1 protein-coding gene is annotated in these 785 nt (G+C 58.2%); it reads left to right on the forward strand.

Annotated elements, in window-relative coordinates; genetic code table 11:
- Positions 1 to 484: 484 nt before the first annotated feature.
- Positions 485 to 785 (forward strand): hypothetical protein (locus HMPREF3099_RS07040; RefSeq protein WP_141762041.1); only part of this gene is annotated, 301 nt, incomplete at its 3' end.

Consider the following 785-nt stretch of genomic DNA (forward strand, 5'->3'; position numbering starts at 1 on the left):
CCACGACTACACCCTCAGATCGGATGAGCCTGACAAGTCCGGGTCGTCAAATGAATCGCGACGAACCGGCACCTGCGGACCTGCGGGAACAGGAAGTGCCGACTACCTACGAATCTTGGGCCGGTCGGTCGGAGGGTGACGACGTATGGGTGCAGTGTGGGAGTTACAAGAAGTTCACTGGTGGGAATTTCCCTCACAACCCCGGAGTCAGGGCCGGCACCGGGAACATCTCATCACCAAAAGATTACCATGCGCACCATAATCTGCCTCAGAAGTTTCAGGGTTACTTTTCTTCTCGGGGGTTGAATATTCACAATCCCAAATACGGCTCATGGGTGTGGTCAAGCAAGCATTTGGCGGATGCGCGTAGGTTCAATGCGCACTGGGAGTGGTTCCGTACCACGTATCCACACGCCTCGATGTATCAGATCGAGCAATATGGACGGTTTCTGGCTCGCGAGTTTGGGTACAGGATCTACTTCTGATGCAACAGCGCACTGAACCTCACTTCTTCCTCGTGGACCTGGACCCCGGTAGCGGGTTGAAGATCACTGTGGAGGGGTTGACGCCAGTCAGTCGGTCGTCGGCCGCGCTGGATATGACGACGGTTAGTGCCGGGCCGGTGCCCGAGGCGGCGGGTCACGAGATGTGGACGGTGGTTCACGACGATCTCCGTCAGGTGGTCGAAGCGACCGGTGCCACCGGCGTCAGGTTTCATGCCGCGCCCGAGCCGAGCCCTGCATTGCAGGAGATTCACGGCTCTTCGGAGTTGAGCGTGGGTCATG

This window comes from Kytococcus sp. HMSC28H12, from assembly GCF_001816045.1.
Taxonomy (GTDB): Bacteria; Actinomycetota; Actinomycetes; order Actinomycetales; family Dermatophilaceae; genus Kytococcus; species Kytococcus schroeteri.